Source organism: Actinomadura sp. ATCC 39365 (assembly GCF_054392275.1).
On record NZ_CP184335.1, the window covers coordinates 4,999,397 to 5,014,186 of the forward strand.

Genomic DNA, 14,790 nt, shown 5'->3' on the forward strand with positions numbered 1-14,790 from the left:
GGGATGGATCATGACGAGGTGCTGGCGCTGTTCGACCGGCAGATGCGGCGGGAGGCGCGCCCCGACGGGCCGGAGGTCAGGGTCGAGCGGGACGCCGACGTCGTCCGCCAGGTCGGCCCCGCGCACGCGTGGAACGGCGTCCTGTGGTCCGGCCTCGACGAGGAGGGCGCCGACGCGGCCGTCGCCCGCCAGGTGCGCTTCTTCGGCGACCTCGGCCTGGGCTTCGAGTGGAAGCTGTACGCCCACGACCGGCCCGCCGACCTGGGCGACCGGCTCCTGGCCGCCGGGTTCGCCGCCGAACCCGCCGAGACTGTGATGGTCGCCCGGGTCGCCGACCTCGACACCGAGGTGGCGCCGCCCGACGGCGTGAGTCTGGCGCCGGTCACCGACGCGGCGGGCGTGCGGTCGCTGGTCGAGGTGCACGAGCTGGCCTTCGGCACCGACGGCCGCCGGCTGCGCGACCATCTGCTGGCCCGCCTGGCCGACGACACCGTCGTCCCCGTCCTCGCGGTGGCCGGCGGGCGGGCGGTCAGCGCGGCCCGGCTCGACCTGTCCCCGGGCACGAGCTTCGCCGGGTTGTGGGGCGGCGGCACCGTGCCGGAATGGCGGGGGCGCGGGCTCTACCGGGCGCTGGTCGCCTGGCGGGCCCGGCGGGCCGCCGCGCGTGGCTACGACTATCTCCAGGTCGACGCCTCCGACCAGAGCCGGCCGATCCTGCTCGGGCTCGGGTTCGTCCCGCTGACCACGACCACGCCGTACGTGCGGCCCTGACCCCGCCGGTACCCTGGGCACACCCCGTCGTGACAAGGAGAGCGTTGCCCGAGAGGACCCCGCGCGAGCTCGGCCTGCTGGCCGACTGCGAGAGCTGTTTCGGCCTGTGCTGCGTGGCCCTGCCGTTCGCCGCCTCCGCCGACTTCGCCGTCGCCAAAGACGCCGGCCGCCCCTGCGTCAACCTGCGCGACGACTTCCGCTGCGGCATCCACGCCGAGCTCCGGCAGCGCGGCTTCCCCGGCTGCACCGTCTTCGACTGCTTCGGCGCCGGGCAGAAGGTCTCCCAGGTCACCTTCGAGGGCCGCGACTGGCGCGCCGCGCCCGAGACGTCCGGGCAGATGTTCGCCGTGTTCCCGGTCATGCGGCAGCTCCACGAGCTGCTGTGGTACCTCGCCGAGGCGCTGACCCTCGACGCCGCCGCGGAGATCGCCCCCGAGCTGCGGGCGGCGTACGAGGCGACCGAGCGCCTGACCCGGGAGAGCCCCGGCGTCCTGGAGCGGCTCGACGTGGCCGCCTGCCGGGCGGAGGTCAACACGCTGCTGCTGCGTACGAGCGAGCTGGTCAGGGCCGGTCGGCGGGGCAGGGAGCACCGCGGCGCCGACCTGATCGGCGCCAACCTCAAGGGCGCCGACCTGCGCGCGGCCAACCTGCGCGGCGCCTACCTCATCGGCGCGAACCTGCGCGGGGCCGACCTGCGCCTGGCCGACCTGATCGGCGCCGACCTGCGGGGCGCCGACCTGTCCGGGGCCGACCTCACCGGCTGCGTCTTCCTCACCCAGGCCCAGGTCAACGCCGCCAAGGGCACCCCCGCCACGAAACTGCCCGCCGCCCTGACCCGCCCCGCCCACTGGACGGCCGGCGCCGCCGAGCCGGAGCCGCGCGCCCGGCGCGGCAGGGCCGGATCCCGTGGCAGGCAGGGCCGCCGCGGCTGACCTGAAAGGGACATGTAGTATCCCCTTTCATGCGCATGGGTGAAGGCGTCGAGTGGGGACTCCACTGCTGCCTGGTGCTGGCGTGGCTGGAGGACGAGGCCCCGCTGCCCACCGGGCGGCTGGCGGCGCTGTTCGAGCTGCCGCCCGTCTACCTCAAGAAGCGGCTCCAGGCGCTGGTCCGCGCGGGCATCCTGACCTCGGTGCCGGGCGCGCAGGGCGGGTTCAGGCTGGCCAGGCCGCCCGCCCGGATCACGCTCATGGACGTCGTCGCCGCCGTCGAGGGCCCGGACGAGGCGTTCCGGTGCACCGAGATCCGGCAGCGCGGCGCGGGGGCCGAGGCGCCCGCCCGCGAGTTCGCGCACCCGTGCGGGGTCGCGGCGGCCATGCGCCGGGCCGAGCTGGCCTGGCGGCGCGAGCTGGCCGCCCAGACGGTCGCCGACCTCATGGACGCGGCTCCGGCGAACGCCCCCGACCGCGCGCGCCGCCACTACGAACGCCTTCGCGGCTGAACTCGACCCCGCCCGCCGGGCGCACACTTGGAAGGAGAATCGGGATGTTGAATGTCCCGAATAAGACGGAGTCCCGGGGCCTGGCCCCGACGCTGGTGCTGGCGCTCGGGACGTTCGCCGTGGGGACGGACGCGTTCGTGGTGGCCGGGTTCCTGCCGGACCTGGCCGCGTCGCTGCAGGTCACCGAGGCGGCGGCCGGGCAGTCGGTGACGGTGTTCGCCGTCGCGTACGCGGTGTCGTCACCCGTTCTGGCCACCGTCGCCGCGCGGGTCCCGCGGCGGGCCCTGCTGGTGACGGCGCTGGTCGTGCTCGGACTGGCCAACCTGGGGTCGGCGCTGGCGCCGTCGTTCCCCGCGCTGGTGGTCAGCCGGGTGCTGGCGGCGGCCGGGGCGGCGGCGTACACGCCGGGCGCGGGCGCGGTGGCGGCCGTCCTGGTGCGGCCCGAGCTGCGGGCGCGGGCGCTGGCCGTGGTGGTGGGCGGGCTGACGGTCGCGACGGCGCTCGGCGTGCCGCTCGGCGACCTGGCCGGCGAACGGCTCGGCTGGCGGTACGCGCTGGGGGCGGTGGCCGTGGCCTGCCTGGCGGTCGCCGCCGGGGTGTACGCGATCATGCCGGTGCTGCCGGGCGCGCCGCGGGTGCCGCTGCGCACCAGGCTGGACGTGCTGAGGCGGCCGGCGGTGAGGGCCATCCTGCCGCTCACCGTGCTCGGGATGGCCGGCAGCTACACGGTGTACGCCTACAGCGTGCCCGCCCTGCGCGCCGTCGGCGTGGAGGGGACGGCGGGCATGTTGTTCCTGTACGGGCTCGGCGCCGTCCTCGGCAACCTGGCCGCCGGGTACGCCACCGACCGGTGGGGCGCGCACCGGGTGCTGCCGGTCGCGTACCTGGTCATGGCCGTCAGCCTGGGGCTGCTCGCCTGGACGGCGGCGGCCGGCCCGGCGGATGGCACGGCGGACGGCCCGGTGGGCGGCACGGCGGTGCTGGTCGGCGTGCTGGTCCTGGCGTGGGGTGCGAGCAGCTGGTGCCAGACGCCGCCGCAGCAGCACCGGCTCATCGCCGCCGCGCCCGTGGAGGCGCCGCTGGTGGTCTCGCTCAACTCCTCGGCGATCTACGCGGGGATCGGCGCGGGCACGCTGCTCGGCGGGCTCACGCTGCCGTCGGGTGCGGCCCTCACGTACGCGACCGGCGCGGCGCTGGCGGCCGTCGCCCTGCTGTTCGCCCTGGCCACCCGATCGGCGGGCGGCACCTCGGAATGACCGGCGCGACCTATGGCCGCTCGCCGGCTCGGTCCGCAGCCGGACGGGCGGCCCGCGTCAGGACGGGCGGCCCGCGTCAGGGGGTGTTGTCGCCGAGGGATTCGAGCAGGTCGCGCAGGGTGGCGGCCAGCTCGTCGCGCCGCTGCCCGGTGAGCGCCGACAACATCCGCTGCTCGGTCGCCAGGTGGTCGGGCAGCGCGCGGTCGATCAGCGCGAGCCCCTCGGCGGTGAGCGTCACGTGCACGCCGCGCCCGTCGGAGTCGCTGGGCGTACGCCGCACCAGCCCCCGCGACTCCAGCCGGTCGAGCCGCTGGGTGACCGCCCCGGAGGTGACCATGGAGGCGCGCATCAGGGCGGCGGGGGTCAGGCGGTGGGGTGGCTCGCTGCGCCGCAACGTGGCCAGCACGTCGAACGAGGCCCGGTCGAGCCCGTGCCCGGCGAACGTACGGCCCAGCTCGGCCTCGATCAGCCGGGACAGCCGCGACAGCCGCCCGATCACCGCCATGGGAGAGACGTCCAGGTCAGGGCGCTGCGCGTGCCACTGCCTGAGGATGTAGTCGACCTGGTCAGCCACCCTCGCAGCCTACAAGTCTCTTAGCGGTGAGGAAAATCACCTGGCCGGAACGTCGGCGTTCGGTTAATTTGTCTTAGTGCTAAGTAATCGAACGGGAACCGTTCTGCTGACCGCCCTCACCCCCGCCATCTGGGGGACCACCTATCTGATCACGACCGAACTGCTCCCGCCCGGCCGCCTCTTGCTGGCCGCGTTGATCCGCGCGCTGCCGGCCGGGCTGATCCTGATCGCGATCACCCGCCGGCTGCCCCAGGGGAACTGGTGGTGGCGTGCGCTGGTGCTCGGTGCGCTCAACATCGGGTTGTTCTTCGCGTTGTTGTTCGTGGGCGCGTACCGGCTGCCCGGAGGGGTGGCCGCCACCGTCGGGGCCATCCAGCCGCTGCTGGTCGCGTTGTTGTCGGCGGGGTTGCTGGGGGAGCGGCTGACCTGGCGCGTCGCGCTCGCCGCGGCGGCGGGCGTGGCCGGGGTGAGCCTGCTGGTGCTGCGCGCCGACGCCCGGCTCGACCTGCTGGGCGTGGCCGCCGCCCTGGGCGGCGCGGTGGTGATGGCGGTCGGGGTCGTGCTCAGCAAGCGCTGGAAGTCGCCCGCGCCGCTGCTGGCCACCACCGGATGGCAGCTGACGGCCGGCGGCCTGCTGCTCGCCCCGGTGACGTTCCTGGTCGAGGGGCCGCCGCCCGCCCACCTGACCGGCGAGAACCTCGCCGGGTACGCCTACCTCGCGATCATCGGCTCGGCCCTGGCCTACACCCTGTGGTTTCGGGGCATCCGCGAGCTGTCAGCCACCAAGGTCACCTTCCTCGGGCTGCTCAGCCCCGTGGTCGCCACCGCGCTCGGCTGGCTGGTGCTCGGCCAGCGGCTCACGCTCGCGCAGGTGGCCGGCGCCGTCATCGTGCTCGCCGCCCTCCTGGTGGCGCAGCTCCAGCCGGTACGGCACCGGGCCGCGCCGGAGCCGCTGGAGGCCCCCGTGCCTGCGGGCGGGAAACGATGATCGCGTCCGCCGCTAGGATCGGGCCGAGGAGGCCGGTATGAGCGTGCAGGCGTACCCCGTGACCGGGCCGGTGGCCGAGCACGGCGAGGGGCCCGTGTGGTCCGCCCGCTGGGGCGGGCTGCGGTGGGTGGACATGCTGGCCGGCGACGTGCTCGCCCTCGACGACTCCGGCGGCGTGCGGCGGCGGCACGTCGGCGCGGTCGCCGCGGCCCTGCGCCCGCGCGTGTCCGGCGGTTACGTGGTCGCCGGCGAACGCGAGCTGCTGCTGGCCGACTCCGACGACCTCGACGCGCCGCTGCGCCCGCTCGGCCAGGCGTGGAGCGACCCCGGCGTGCGCATGAACGACGGCGGCTGCGACCCCGAGGGCCGCTTCTACATCGGCAGCATGCCCTACGACGAGACCCCCGGAGCCGGCTCACTCTACGTGGCCGGGCCGCACGGCGCGCTCAGCCCGGTGATCACCGGCGTGACCGTCTCCAACGGCCTCGACTTCAGCCCCGACGGCAGCCTGGCCTACTACGCCGACACCGCCACCGGCCGGGTGGACGTCCTCGACCACGACCCGGCGGGCGGGCTCACCGGGCGCAGGCCGTTCGTGACGATCGACCCCGGTCAGGGCGCGCCCGACGGGCTGACGGTCGACGCCGAGGGCGGGGTGTGGGTGGCGCTCTGGCAGGGGTTCGCCGTGCACCGGTACACCCCCGACGGGCGGCTCGACGCCGTGGTGGGGCTGCCGGTCGGCAAGGTCACCGCGGTCACGTTCGGCGGCCCCGGCCTCGACCGGCTGTTCGTCACCACGTCGAGGCTCGGGGTGGACGCCCGGGAGCAGCCGGAGGCGGGGGCCCTGTTCGCGGCCGACCCCGGCGTGCGCGGACGTGCGGTGCTGCCCACCACCCTGTGACCGGAGCGCGGGGTGGTCAGCCGGGATGGTCGCCGGTGGCGCCGTCGATCAGCTCGCGCACGATGTCCATGTGGCCCGCGTGGCGCACGGTGTCCTCGATCATGTGGATGAGCACCCAGCGCAGGGTCACCCGGCGGCCCGCCCACGAGGTGCCGGGCTCGTCGAGGGGGAGCTCGGAGATCACCTTGTCGGCGGCGGCGCGGGCCCGGCCGTAGAAGGCGACGATCTGCTCGGTGGTCTCCCGTTCGCCGATCGCGAAGTCGTCCTCGGGGGCGAACCACAGCGGCTCGCTCTCGCGGCCGAACGTCGAGCAGAACCAGCCGTACTCGACGGCGGCCAGGTGTTTGACGATGCCGAGCAGCGACGTGCCGGACGGTGTCATCGGCCGCCTGACCTGCTCCTCGCCCAGGCCCTGGAGCTTCCAGACGATGACGTCGCGGTGGCGGTCGAGGCTGGTGTGCAGGCTCTCCTTCTCACCGCCGGACGGCGGCACTCCTCTTCCCATGCCCGCGACCGTAACAGCCGGGACCGACACGTTGCCGTCGCCCGCCGGGGCCGCGATACTCCCTGCATGATCGGTCATATCGGCATCAACGTCCCCGACATGCGGGCGGCCAAGGAGTACTACGACGCCCTCCTGCCGTACCTCGGCTTCAAGGAGTTCTTCAGCAGCGAGGAGGAGATCGGCTACATGCCGGCGGACGACAAGCCGGGCACGTACCTGTTCCTCTACCCCTCGCAGGAGGCCGGGGACTACTCGCGGCACCGCACCGGGCTGCAACATCTGGCGTTCGCGCTGCGCAGCCGGTCCGCGGTGGCCGAGGCGCACGCGCGGGCGGTGGAGCTCGGCTCGGAGGTGCTGCACGAGCCCAGGGAGTTCCCCGAGTACCCGCCGCCCTACCACGCCGCGTTCTGGCTCGACCCGCACGGCGTCATGCTGGAGGCCGTCTGCCACTACGACCGCGACTGACCTGCGGCGATCCCGGTCCCGCACGGCTGGACGGCCTCCGCCGGGGAAGGTTCCCATCGGTGCCGCCGTACGACGTGCGGGCGCGGACCGGTGTGCGATCTTCAGGTGCGAGGGGGCGAGGGCTAGCCTGGAGCATGACGTCCCGCACGGGCCCGGCGGCAGGCCGGGCGTGGACGACGCGCGGCCCGATGTCATGATGTCCCCGACGCTCGACCGGGAGGAAACGATCGTGGGGCCTTTCGCGGGCGGTGGGCTGCCCCCGGACGACGTCGTCGTCGCGGCGCTGCGGGCCGGGGACGAGTCGATGTTCGCCGCGCTCCTCGACACCTGGTCGCGGGGGATGTTGCGGGCGGCCAGGTCCTACGTCTCCACCGACGACTCGGCCGAGGAGGTCGTGCAGGACACGTGGCTGGCGGTCATCGGCGCCATCGACGCGTTCGAGGGGCGCTCCTCGGTCAAGACGTGGGTCTACCGCATCCTGGTCAACACCGCCAAGAAGCGCGGCCTGCGCGAGAGCCGCACGCTGCCGTGGAGCGCGTTCGAGCCGCCCGCCGAGCCGGCCCAGAAGGAGCACGGCCCGACGCCGGAGGGCGCGGTGCTCGCCTCGGAGGCGCGCGGTCTCATCGGCGCGGCGCTGGCCGGGCTGCCGCCCCGGCAGCGGATCGTCATCACCCTGCGTGACCTGGAGGGATGCACGTCCGAGGAGGTTTGCGAGATCCTGGAGATCTCGGCCGCCAACCAACGGGTCCTCCTGCACCGGGCAAGAGCCACGGTCCGCGACCGGCTCGAAGGCTACTACCAGTCCGTGAAGCGGTCAGAATAGGTTAAACGGTTCAACGTTCAGAGGTGAGGCGGTCAACGTCGTGAAGCGGTTCACGTGCGACGAGCTGGTGGAACTCATCACCGCCTACCTTGACGGCGCTCTTGACCGGCCCGAACGCGAGGGGTTCGAGGCGCACGCGGCGGCCTGCGCCGACTGCGCGCGGCAGCTCGACCAGTTCCGCGAGACCGTCCGGGCCCTGCGCGAGCTCCCGCCGGAGCGCAAGTTGTCCGACGGCACGCGCGACCGCCTGATGTCCGCCTTCAGAGCCCGCCGCCGTCACGGGTGACGGCCCAGGAGCCGCAAAAAGGGCAAATCTCGGCAGATCCCCAGATTTCCGTGTAACGCTGGCGGGTCTCGCGGGTCTGTAAGCACATGCGCCACGCGATGACCGGCCCGGCGGCCGGCGGGTCCGGCGCCTCGGGAGCGGCCGGCGAGCCGCTCCGGGGCGTGCCGGAGGTGGAGGAGTTCGCACGCCGGTGCTTCGCCCCCGCCCCGGGCGACCGGGTGGGGGCCGAGCTGGAGTTCCTGGTCTTCGACCGGGCGGACCCGGCGCGGCAGGTGCCGATGGACCGGGTCGAGCGGGTCGTCCCTGCGCTGGCCGGCGGGAGCCGGGTGACGTACGAGCCGGGCGGCCAGATCGAGCTGTCGGGCCCGGCCGGGCCGCCCGCCGAGGCCATCGGACGGCTGGCCGCCGACGTGGCCGCCGTACGCGCCGCGCTCGGGCGGGCCGGGCTGGTGCTGGGCGGTGTGGGGCTCGACCCGCTGCGCCCGGCCCGGCGGCAGCTCCGCCAGCCGCGCTACGACGCCATGGCCGAGTTCCTGGGCCGCCCGTACGGGCCGCTGATGATGTGCTCGACCGCGTCCGTCCAGGTGAACGTGGACCTGGGGGAGCGGCCGGCGGTCCGGTGGGAGCGCGCCAGGCTGCTCGGGCCCGTCCTGATCGCGGCCTTCAGCAACTCGCCGCTGAGCCGCGGACGCCCCTGCGGCTGGATGTCGGGCCGCCAGGCCGTCTGGGAGAACCTGGACCCGACCCGCACCGCGCCCGTCCCCGGCTCCGGCGACCCGGCGGCGGCCTGGGCGGCGTACCTGCTCGACGCCCGGCTCATGCTCGTCCGCGAGGACGAGCGCCGCTACCGCACCGTCGGCGACGGCTCGACCTTCCGCGACTGGCTCGACGGCGCGGGCGAGCGCCCGCCCACCCCCGACGACCTGGCCTACCACGCCACCACGCTGTTCCCGCCGGTCCGGCCGCGCGGCTGGCTGGAGATCCGCTACCTCGACGCCCAGCACCCCGACGACTGGCCGGTGTGCGTCGCCGTCACCCACGCCCTGATCACCGATGACCGCGCCGCCGACGCCGCCCTGTCGGCCGCCGAGCCCGTCGCGGGCCTGGCGGAGGTGGCCGCCAGGTGCGGCCTGACCGACCCGCGGCTCGCCCGCGCCGCCGAGGCGGCCTTCCGCGCCGCCGTCGAGGCGCTGCCCCGGCTCGGCGCGCCCGCCGATCTGGTCGACGGCGTGTCCGGCTTCGCCGCCCGGTACGTGAGCGCGGGCCGCTCCCCGGCGGCCGACCTGATGGACCTGATGACGGACCCGGTGCGGCGCCTGCCGGCCTGGCTGAGCGGAGAAGGACGGGCATGAACGACATCAAGGAACGCATCGCCGCCGAGCTGACCGCGGTGCGCGACCGTTCGCTGACCTACACCGAGGCCGAGGACGACCTCCTGCTGCGCCAGCACTCCCCGCTGATGTCGCCGCTGGTGTGGGACCTCGCGCACGTCGGCAACTACGAGGAGTTGTGGGTGCTGCGCGAGGCCGCCGGCATCACGCCGCTGCGCCCCGAGATCGACGACATCTACGACGCCTTCAAGCACCCCCGCAAGGACCGTCCCACCCTGCCGATCCTCGGCCCGGCCGAGGCCAGGAAGTACATCGGCGGCGTACGAGGCCGGGTGCTCGACGTGCTGGACGCGATCGACCTGGAGGTCGCCGCACCGCTGCACCGCGACGGGTTCGTGTTCGGCCTGGTCATCCAGCACGAGCACCAGCACGACGAGACGATGCTGGCCACCTGGCAGCTGTCCCGGCAGCCCGGTCTGGTCCGCGACGGCGACCTGCCGCCGGGCCGCGCCACCGGCCCCGACGAGGTGTACGTGCCCGCCGGCCCCTTCCAGATGGGCACCGGCACCCTGCCCTGGGCCTACGACAACGAGCGCCCCGCCCACCGGGTCGACCTGCCCGCCTACTGGATCGACCGGCTGCCCGTCGGCAACGCCGCCTACGCCGCCTTCGTCGAGTCCGGCGGCTACGACGACCCGCGCTGGTGGCACCCGGACGGCTGGCGCTGGCGGCAGGATAGCGGGGCCGGCGCGCCGCTGTTCTGGACCCGCGAGGGCGGCACCTGGTGGCGCACCCGCTTCGGCCGCGCCGAGCCCGTCCCGATGGACGAGCCGGTCCAGCACGTGAGCTGGTACGAGGCCGACGCCTACGCCCGCTGGGCGGGCCGGCGGCTGCCCACCGAGGCCGAGTGGGAGAAGGCGTGCGGCTGGGACCCGGAGGCCGGGCGGGCCCGCAAGTACCCGTGGGGCGACGAGGACCCCCGTCCCGACCTCGCCAACCTCGGTCACCGGGCGGCCCGGCCGGCCCCGCTGGGCGCCTACCCCGCCGGGGCGAGCGCGTACGGGGCCGAGCAGATGGTCGGCGACGTGTGGGAGTGGACCGGGTCGTGGTTCCAGCCCTATCCCGGGTTCCGCAGCTTCCCCTACAAGGAGTACAGCGAGGTCTTCTTCGGGCAGGAGTACCGGGTGCTGCGCGGCGGCTCGTGGGCGGCCGACCCGGCGGCGGTGCGGACGACGTTCCGCAACTGGGACTACCCGGTCCGGCGGCAGATCTTCACCGGCTTCCGCTGCGCCCGCGACGCCGAGCGGGCCTAGATGTGCCGGCACGCCGCCTGGCTGGGCGCCCCGCGCCCGCTGACCGCGCTGATCCACGAGCCGGCGCACGGCCTGCTCGCCCAGTCGTACGCGCCCCGGCGGCAGCGCCACGGCACGGTCAACGCCGACGGCTACGGCATGGCCTGGTACGACCCGGCCAGGCCGGAGCCGGTGCGCTACCGCCGCGCCATCCCCATCTGGGCCGACGCCAACCTGCCCGCGCTCGCCGAGATCGCCCGTTCCGGCTGCCTGATCGCGGCCGTGCGGTGCGCCACGACCGGCATGCCGGTGGAGGAGAGCGCCACCGCGCCGTTCGCCGGAGGCGGCTGGTTGCTCAGCCACAACGGCCGGGTCGAGCGCGACGCGGTCATGGACCTGGCCGACGACCTGCCCGAGAGCCCCTGCGACTCGGCCTGGCTGGCCGCCGCCGTGTTCGCCCGCGGCAGCGCCGGTCTCGGCCTGGCCGCGGCGCTGGCCGACGTCGTCGTGCGCGCCGGGGAGAAGGACCCCGCCGCCCGCCTGAACCTGCTCGCCTGCGACGGCACGGCGCTCGCCGCGACCGTCTGGGGCGACACCCTGTTCTTCCGCGCCGACCAGGACGGCGTGTACGTGGCCAGCGAGCCGCTCGACGACCGGCCCGGCTGGCAGGCGGCGCCCGACCGCAGCCTGCTCACCGCCACGCCGGACGACGTACGCGTCCAGCCGTTGTGACCTTCCGAAGGAGGATCTCGTGCCCGTCACCCAGCCGACCGTCCATGTGACCAACCATCTTGACCCCGGCTATCTGCGCCAGGCGCTCGAACACGACGTCAGGACCGGGCTGACGGCCACGCCCAAGTGGCTGCCGCCCAAGTGGTTCTATGACGAGGCGGGCAGCGACCTGTTCTCGCGCATCACCCGGTTGCCCGAGTACTACCCGACCCGCCGCGAGCTGACGATCCTGCGCGCGCGGGCGGCCGGGATCGCCGCCGCCTCCGGCGCGGACACGCTGGTCGAGCTGGGCTCGGGCACGAGCGAGAAGACCGTGCTGCTGCTGGACGCGCTCACCGCCGCGGGCACGCTGCGCGCGTACACGCCGGTGGACGTGGACGCCGTCACCCTGGAGGCGGCGGCGCGCCGGCTGGGCGGACGCTTCCCCGGGCTGGAGGTGCGGGCGGTGTGCGCCGACTTCGAGCGGCACCTGCGGCTGCTGCCGCGCTCGGGCAGGCGCATGGTGGCCTTCCTCGGCGGCACGATCGGCAACCTCGAACCGGCCGCCCGTGAGGTGTTCCTGAAGGAGGTCCGCGCCACGCTGCGGCCCGGCGACACGTTCCTGCTCGGCGCCGACCTGGTGAAGGACACCGGGCGGCTGGTCGCGGCCTACGACGACGCCGCCGGAGTGACGGCCGCGTTCAACCGGAACGTCCTGCGCGTGGTCAACCGGGAGCTGGCGGCCGGGTTCGAGCCGGAGGCGTTCGAGCACGTCGCCCTGTACGACCAGCGCAACGAGTGGATCGAGATGCGCCTGCGGGCCACCCGGGACATGCGGGTACGGGTCGGCGCGCTCGGCCTGACCGTCGACTTCGCCGCGGGCGAGGAGATGCGGACGGAGATCAGCGCCAAGTTCCGGCTGGAGCCGCTGGGGGAGGAGCTGGCCGCGGCCGGGTTCACCGTCCTGCGGTCGTGGACCGACCCCGACGGCGACTTCGGGCTGCTGCTGGCCGGGGCGTGATCGCCGGACGCTGGCGGGCCGCCCGCTCGGCCGCACCGTCCGGCCACCTGGACGCGGCCGGCTGCAACGTGCCCAGCGACCGGGCGCTGGCCGCGACGGTCGAGCACCTGCGGCGCGAGCGCGAGCTCGGCGGGTACGCCGCCGTGCCGGGACTGATCGCGCCCAGGGCCGCGCTGGCCGCCCTGACCGGCGCGGCCGCGGCCGACGTCGCCTTCCTGGAGAGCGGCACGGCCGCGATGGCGGCGCTGCTCGGCGGCTGGCGCCTGCCGCCGGGCGCCCGGGTCGGCTTCACCCGGTCGGAGTACGGCAGCACGCTCATGCTGCTGCGCCGCCTGGCCGCCGAGCGCGGCTGGACCCTCGCCGAGCTGCCCGCCGACGACGACGCCCGCCTCGACCTCGACGCCCTGTCCGCCGCCCTGCGCCGCGGCCTGGACCTGGTCACCCTGCCGCACCTGCCCTCCCACCGGGGCACCGCGCAGCCGGTCGGCGAGATCGGCCGCCTGTGCCGGGAGGCCGGCGTGCCCTCGGTCCTGGACGTGTGCCAGTCGCTCGGCCACCTCGACGTCACCGGCGCGCGGGCCACCGCCTACGTCGGCACCTCCCGCAAGTGGCTGGCCGGGCCGCGCGGCGTCGGCTTCCTGATCGTGCCCGGTCTCACCGAGGACATGGACGCGGCGGCCCCCGCGCTCGGCGGCCACGTCTGGCTGGAGGACCCGCCGCGCACCGGGCCGCTGCCCGGCGCCGCGCGCTACGAGAGCGCCGAGTCGGCGGTGGCGGCGCGGATCGGCCTCGGCGTCGCCGTCCTGGAGCACCACGAGCTGGGGCCGGACGCGGTCCGCGCCCACCTCGCCGAGCTGGGCGCGGCGGCCCGGCGCACGCTCGACGGCAGGGGCGGCTGGCGGGTGGTGGAGCCGTACGACGAGCCGACGGCCATCGTCACCCTGCGCCCGCCCGGCGGCGCGGACCCCACCAGGACGGCCGCGGCGGCGGCCGGGGCGGGCCTGCTGGTGGGCGTCGCGCCGGTCGCCCGCGCCCCGCTCGACCTGCGGGAGCCGGTGCTGCGCGTCTCGCCGCCCCCGGGCACCCGGCAGGAAACCCTGGACGCCCTGGCCCGCGTCCTCGACGGGCGCTAGAGCAGGCGGGCCTCAGAGCAGGCGGACCTCAGAGCAGGCAGGGGTCAGAGCAGGCGGTCGAAGCCCACCAGCAGGTGCGCGGGCCCGCGCAGCGACGCGCTGTGCCGGTACGGCGGCGGGCCTGCGGCCAGTTCCGGCCCGACCAGCCTGCTCACCAGCGCGCCCAGCGCGACCCGCGCCTCGATCCGGGCCAGCGGCGCCCCCACGCAGTAGTGGACGCCCCCGCCGAACCCCAGATGCTGGTTGTCCCGCCGCGCCGGGTCGAAGCGGTCGGCGCCGGGGAAGCGGGCCGGGTCCCGGCTGCCCGAGGCCAGCAGCAGCGCCACGTCCGCGCCCTGGGGGACGGTGACCCCGGCGATCTCGATGTCGGCCAGCGTCGTGCGGGTGCGGAACTGCACCGGCGGGTCGTAGCGCAGCACCTCCTCGACGGCCGGCACGATCAGCCCCGGGTCGGCGCGCAGCCGCGCCAGCGCCTCCGGGTTGCGCAGGAACGTCAGCATGCCGTTGGCGATCAGGTTGACGGTGGTCTCGTGACCGGCGATGAGCAGCAGGGCCATCGTCGCGATGATCTCCGGGGCGTCCATGCGCTCGGCCTCGCCGTCGGTGAGCAGCGCCGACAGCAGGTCGTCCGACGGGCGGGCGTGCCGCTCGCCGGCCAGCTCCACCAGGTACGCGCGCAGCTCCGGCGCGGCCGCCTCGGCCTGCCGCACCTCCTCCGCCGACAGCCCCTCGGGCGGGTCCAGCGTGCGGGCCAGCGCCGAGGCCCAGCCGTGGAAGCGCGGCTCGTCCTCCTTGGGCACGCCGAGCAGGTCGCAGATCACCGTGACCGGCAGCGGGTAGGCCAGGTCGTCCACCACGTCCATGGAGTCCTGGCCGGCGCGCCGGTCGAGCAGCTCGGCCACCAGCGACACCACGTGCTCCCCGAGCCGGTTGACGCGTTCAGGGGTGAAGTGCCGCATGACGATCCGCCGCAGCCGGTCGTGGTCGGGCGGGTCGAGGAAGATGAACGCCGGTTTCCGCGACTCCTGGCCGTCCTGGGCGTTCTGTCCGGCCATCAGCCTGCCGGAGGCGCCGAACGAGCCGGAGCCGCTTCTGCTCTTGCGCTCGTCGGAGCTGATCCGAGGGTCGTGCAGCAGCGAGACGATCTCGGCGTACGTGCTGACGGCGTACAGGTCGTCCCCCTGGCGGGAGACGGGCGTCTCGCGCAGCCGGGCGTACAGCGGGTACGGGTCAGGGCGGCTCGCCTCGTCCAGGACCTGCGCGAACAGGCTCTGCGTCACCTGGTGGGCCAT

General features: G+C 75.1%; 17 protein-coding genes. 14 read left to right on the plus strand and 3 right to left on the minus strand.

Annotated features, from left to right (window positions below; all coding sequences use genetic code 11):
• Positions 1–3: 3 nt before the first annotated feature.
• From ACNF49_RS24585 to ACNF49_RS24600, 4 genes are read left to right on the plus strand one after another with little or no spacing between them, the layout of a single operon-like run.
• The gene (locus ACNF49_RS24585; RefSeq protein ID WP_482945110.1) at positions 4–771 is read left to right on the plus strand and encodes a GNAT family N-acetyltransferase; all 768 of its coding nucleotides are present in this window, start codon (positions 4–6) and stop codon (positions 769–771) included.
• A gap of 44 nt (positions 772–815) precedes the next feature.
• The gene (locus ACNF49_RS24590) at positions 816–1,703 is read left to right on the plus strand and encodes a pentapeptide repeat-containing protein (RefSeq protein WP_482945111.1); all 888 of its coding nucleotides are present in this window, start codon (positions 816–818) and stop codon (positions 1,701–1,703) included.
• A 29-nt stretch (positions 1,704–1,732) separates the two neighbouring features.
• Entirely contained in the window at positions 1,733–2,212 is a 480-nt protein-coding gene (locus tag ACNF49_RS24595; RefSeq protein ID WP_357981488.1) for an RrF2 family transcriptional regulator, read from the plus strand.
• Positions 2,213–2,256: 44 nt separating this feature from the next.
• The gene (locus ACNF49_RS24600; RefSeq protein ID WP_482945112.1) at positions 2,257–3,468 is read left to right on the plus strand and encodes an MFS transporter; all 1,212 of its coding nucleotides are present in this window, start codon (positions 2,257–2,259) and stop codon (positions 3,466–3,468) included.
• Positions 3,469–3,544: 76 nt separating this feature from the next.
• Here the strand turns inward: ACNF49_RS24600 and ACNF49_RS24605 are convergent, their stop codons facing one another.
• Complete coding sequence (locus ACNF49_RS24605; RefSeq protein ID WP_482945113.1) at positions 3,545–4,042, minus strand: MarR family winged helix-turn-helix transcriptional regulator; 498 nt, start codon at positions 4,040–4,042, stop codon at positions 3,545–3,547.
• A 76-nt stretch (positions 4,043–4,118) separates the two neighbouring features.
• Here ACNF49_RS24605 and ACNF49_RS24610 point away from each other — a divergent pair, with 76 nt between their 5' ends.
• On the plus strand, positions 4,119–5,030 hold the full coding sequence (locus tag ACNF49_RS24610) for an EamA family transporter (protein ID WP_482945114.1): 912 nt from the start codon (positions 4,119–4,121) through the stop codon (positions 5,028–5,030).
• Between the two features lie 37 nt (positions 5,031–5,067).
• The gene (locus ACNF49_RS24615) at positions 5,068–5,931 is read left to right on the plus strand and encodes an SMP-30/gluconolactonase/LRE family protein (RefSeq protein WP_482945115.1); all 864 of its coding nucleotides are present in this window, start codon (positions 5,068–5,070) and stop codon (positions 5,929–5,931) included.
• A gap of 16 nt (positions 5,932–5,947) precedes the next feature.
• On the opposite strand, the gene ACNF49_RS24620 is transcribed toward ACNF49_RS24615, so the two are convergent.
• Entirely contained in the window at positions 5,948–6,436 is a 489-nt protein-coding gene (locus tag ACNF49_RS24620) for a DinB family protein (RefSeq protein ID WP_482945116.1), read from the minus strand.
• Positions 6,437–6,502: 66 nt separating this feature from the next.
• On the opposite strand from ACNF49_RS24620, the gene ACNF49_RS24625 reads away from it, so the two are divergent.
• From ACNF49_RS24625 to egtE, 8 genes are all read left to right on the plus strand, one after another.
• A complete protein-coding gene (locus ACNF49_RS24625; RefSeq protein ID WP_357981472.1) occupies positions 6,503–6,901 on the plus strand; it encodes a VOC family protein in 399 nt (132 codons plus the stop codon).
• A gap of 229 nt (positions 6,902–7,130) precedes the next feature.
• Entirely contained in the window at positions 7,131–7,724 is a 594-nt protein-coding gene (locus tag ACNF49_RS24630) for an RNA polymerase sigma factor (protein WP_357981470.1), read from the plus strand.
• 40 nt (positions 7,725–7,764) lie between these two features.
• Positions 7,765–8,010 (plus strand): anti-sigma factor family protein, encoded by a 246-nt coding sequence (locus ACNF49_RS24635; protein ID WP_357981467.1) that lies wholly within the window; start codon positions 7,765–7,767, stop codon positions 8,008–8,010.
• An 86-nt stretch (positions 8,011–8,096) separates the two neighbouring features.
• Positions 8,097–9,362: an ergothioneine biosynthesis glutamate--cysteine ligase EgtA gene (gene egtA / locus ACNF49_RS24640; protein ID WP_357981464.1), complete on the plus strand. Its 1,266-nt coding sequence runs from the start codon at positions 8,097–8,099 to the stop codon at positions 9,360–9,362.
• Positions 9,359–10,654 (plus strand): ergothioneine biosynthesis protein EgtB, encoded by a 1,296-nt coding sequence (egtB, locus tag ACNF49_RS24645; RefSeq protein WP_482945117.1) that lies wholly within the window; start codon positions 9,359–9,361, stop codon positions 10,652–10,654. The genes egtA and egtB overlap by 4 nt, the downstream gene beginning before the upstream one ends.
• Positions 10,655–11,365: an ergothioneine biosynthesis protein EgtC gene (egtC, locus tag ACNF49_RS24650; RefSeq protein ID WP_482945118.1), complete on the plus strand. Its 711-nt coding sequence runs from the start codon at positions 10,655–10,657 to the stop codon at positions 11,363–11,365.
• A gap of 19 nt (positions 11,366–11,384) precedes the next feature.
• Positions 11,385–12,365: an L-histidine N(alpha)-methyltransferase gene (egtD, locus tag ACNF49_RS24655; RefSeq protein ID WP_482945119.1), complete on the plus strand. Its 981-nt coding sequence runs from the start codon at positions 11,385–11,387 to the stop codon at positions 12,363–12,365.
• Positions 12,362–13,498, plus strand: a complete 1,137-nt coding sequence (gene egtE / locus ACNF49_RS24660) for an ergothioneine biosynthesis PLP-dependent enzyme EgtE (RefSeq protein ID WP_482945120.1) — start codon at positions 12,362–12,364, stop codon at positions 13,496–13,498. Before egtD ends, egtE begins: the two co-directional genes overlap by 4 nt.
• A gap of 44 nt (positions 13,499–13,542) precedes the next feature.
• Here the strand turns inward: egtE and ACNF49_RS24665 are convergent, their stop codons facing one another.
• Positions 13,543–14,790 carry a cytochrome P450 gene (locus ACNF49_RS24665; protein ID WP_357981449.1) on the minus strand — a complete coding sequence of 416 codons (1,248 nt, stop codon included), beginning with the start codon at positions 14,788–14,790 and terminating at the stop codon, positions 13,543–13,545.